Genomic DNA, 2,653 nt, shown 5'->3' on the forward strand with positions numbered 1-2,653 from the left:
GAGCCGGGGCGGGCGAGTCGGTGGGCCTCACGGACCACGGCGAGACAGTGATCGACGAGCCGCGCGATGGCGGCGTCCCCTTCGCGGGCGCGGCCGCCTTCGCGGGGGCGTTCCCCTTCGCGGGGGCGGTCCCCTTCGCGGGTGGGGTCCCCTTCGCCTCCGGGGTCCCGTTCGCGGGCAGGGTCTCCGTCGCGGGTGGCGTGCCGTTCGCCTCCGCGGTCCCGTTCGCGGGCGCGGTCTCCTTCGCGGGTGGCGTGCCCTTCGCGGGCGTGCTGCCCTTCGTCGTCGGGGGACGGGCCTCCCTGGGATTGGCGGAGGCGGTCCGGCTCGGCTTCGGGAGTCCGGTCTTCCTCATTCCCGTGGAGTCGGGTCGCCTGGGCTTCGCGGGCCCAGGCCTCTTCTCCGGAGGCCGCCGCCGTCTCCTCCGTTCCTTCCGTCTGCGCCCGCGCGAACAGCCGCAGCAGGTCGTGGTAGCGATAGCCACCGTCTGCCCGCGCCTCCAACAGGCCCTCGTCCACGAGCCGTTCGAGCAGCGTCTCGGCCTCCTGCTCGGACCTGTCGAGCACGGCCGCGGCCATCGGCGCCGAGAACACCGGGCCCTCGATCAGCGCGGCCAACCGGAAAGCCCGTGCCAGGGGCGGCGCCAACTGGTCGTAGCTCAGCCGGAACGTCGCCTCGACCGCCATGCTGCCGACCCTGAGCTCGACCAGCCTGCGCCGCTCGTCGGCGAGCCGCCTCAGGAGCCCGGAGATCGACCAGGAGGGCCGCTGCACGAGCCGGGCACCCACGATGCGCACAGCGAGCGGCAGCCGTGCACAGGCGGCGACCAGCGCGGCGGCCGCCTCCGGCTCCGCCCCGACGCGTTCGGCTCCGACGATCCCGGCGAGGAGCCCGAGGGCTTCCTCCTCGGTGAACACGTCCAGTTCGAAGGCGTGGGCCGAGGGCAGCGGCAGCCTGGCCCTGCTGGTCACCAGCGCCGCGCTGCCCGGCGCACCGGGCAGCAGCGGAGCGACCTGCCCCGCGCTCGCGGCGTTGTCGAGGACGACGAGGACGCGGCGTCCCGCGAGCACGGACCGGTAGAGCGCGGACCGTTCGTCGAGCCCGTCCGGCACGACGCCGACACCGAGCGCCCGCAGGAACCGGCCGAGCAGATCGGCGGGGTCGACGGGCACGGCCGACACGCCGCCGAGGTCGGCGTAGAGCTGCCCGTCCGGGAACCGGTCGCGGGCCCGGTGCCCGGCGTACAGGGCGAGCACCGTCTTGCCGACCCCGCCGAGCCCGGCCATCGCGGAGACGACGACCTGCGGGGTATCGGCGGCGAGGGCGGCGAGGAGGCGTTCGACGTCCTCCGTGCGACCGGTGAAGTCGGCTGGCGGGGCGGGCAGTTGGGCGGGGATCGGCACGAGGTACGCCGCCGCGGAATCGTCCGGGCCGGTGTGGCCCGTCGGGGCCGGCGCGCCACTCCGCGGTGAGGCGCCCTCGGTCCCGCCGAGCGAGGGGTCGGCGCGCAGGACGCGCCGGTGCAGGTCCCGTAGCTCCAGGCCCGGTTCCACGCCGAGTTCCTCGCCGAGGACACGGCGTACGTCGGCGTACGCGGCCAGCGCCTCGCCCTGGCGTCCGCCGCGGTAGAGGGCGAGCATCAGCTGGGCCCGCAGGCCCTCGCGCAGCGGGTGCTCGGCGACCAGGAGGGTCAGTTCGGGGATGCTCTCGGCGGGCGCGCCCAGCTCCAGGTCGAGGCGGACGCGGGCCTCCAGGACCGCGAGGCGGCGCTCGGCGAGCGCGGCGCGCAGGGTGTCCGCGTACGGTCCCGGGACACCGGCGAGCGGCTCGCCCCGCCACAGGTCGAGCGCGGCGCCGAACAGCCGACGCGCCGCGCGCGGGTCGTCGTCGCGGACCGCGCGCTCGGCCTCCGTGACGTACTCGTGGAAGAGGTCCAGGTCGCAGGCGCCCTCGGCGGTCCGCAGGCGGTAGCCGCCCGGCGTCGAGAGCAGGACCTTCGCGGGCGTGCGGGCCGGGCGCGCGGGTTCGAGTACGCGGCGCAGCCGGGCGATCTGGGTCCGCAGGGTGGAGAGCGCGCGTTCGGGTGCCGGGTCGCCCCAGACGCCGTCGACGAGTTCGGCGGCGGTGACGGACCGGCCGCCCCGGGAGAGGAGCATCACCAGGATCGCGCGCTGCTGGGGTGCGAGGGCGACCGTCTCCCCGCCGGGCTCGCGCACTTTGACGGGACCCAGCAACGCGTAGTGAAGGTCGTCCCGCTGCATGGCCCCCACGCTCTCCTGCGAGGTACTGGTCGCGCTCATCTTATGGACCCGGGAGCGGGGCGCCGGAGGACGGGCCGCGCGGGAGGGGGCCGCGGAGGCCGGGGCGGAGCGGGGCTCCGGGTGGGCGCCGTGGTCGGGATCCGGTCCCTGGGGTGGGCCCGCGCCCGCCGACCTGCGGGGCTGTGCTTCGGGGTGCCCGGTCGTGGTTCGGCCGTACGAGGTGGGCGGGACGGAGCGGGTGAGTTGGCGCACGCACCACTCCCGCACACCATCTCCGCACGCCGCCCTCGCGCGCGGCACCCGGGGCGGCGCCCCGCGCGACCTGCGGCGGGCGCCTGGCGCCTGCGCCTTGTGCGGTGCTGCGCCTCGGGTCCGTCTGTGGGGCGGGGCCG

At 76.6% G+C, this 2,653-nt stretch carries 1 protein-coding gene; it reads right to left on the reverse strand.

The window, feature by feature from the left end; all coding sequences use genetic code 11:
- On the reverse strand, positions 1 to 2,300 hold a 2,300-nt coding region (locus AOK22_RS14075), incomplete at its 3' end, for an AfsR/SARP family transcriptional regulator (protein WP_208606395.1).
- Between the last annotated feature and the right edge of the window lie 353 nt (positions 2,301 to 2,653).

Source organism: Streptomyces silaceus, assembly GCF_001419745.1.
GTDB lineage: Bacteria > Actinomycetota > Actinomycetes > Streptomycetales > Streptomycetaceae > Streptomyces > Streptomyces silaceus.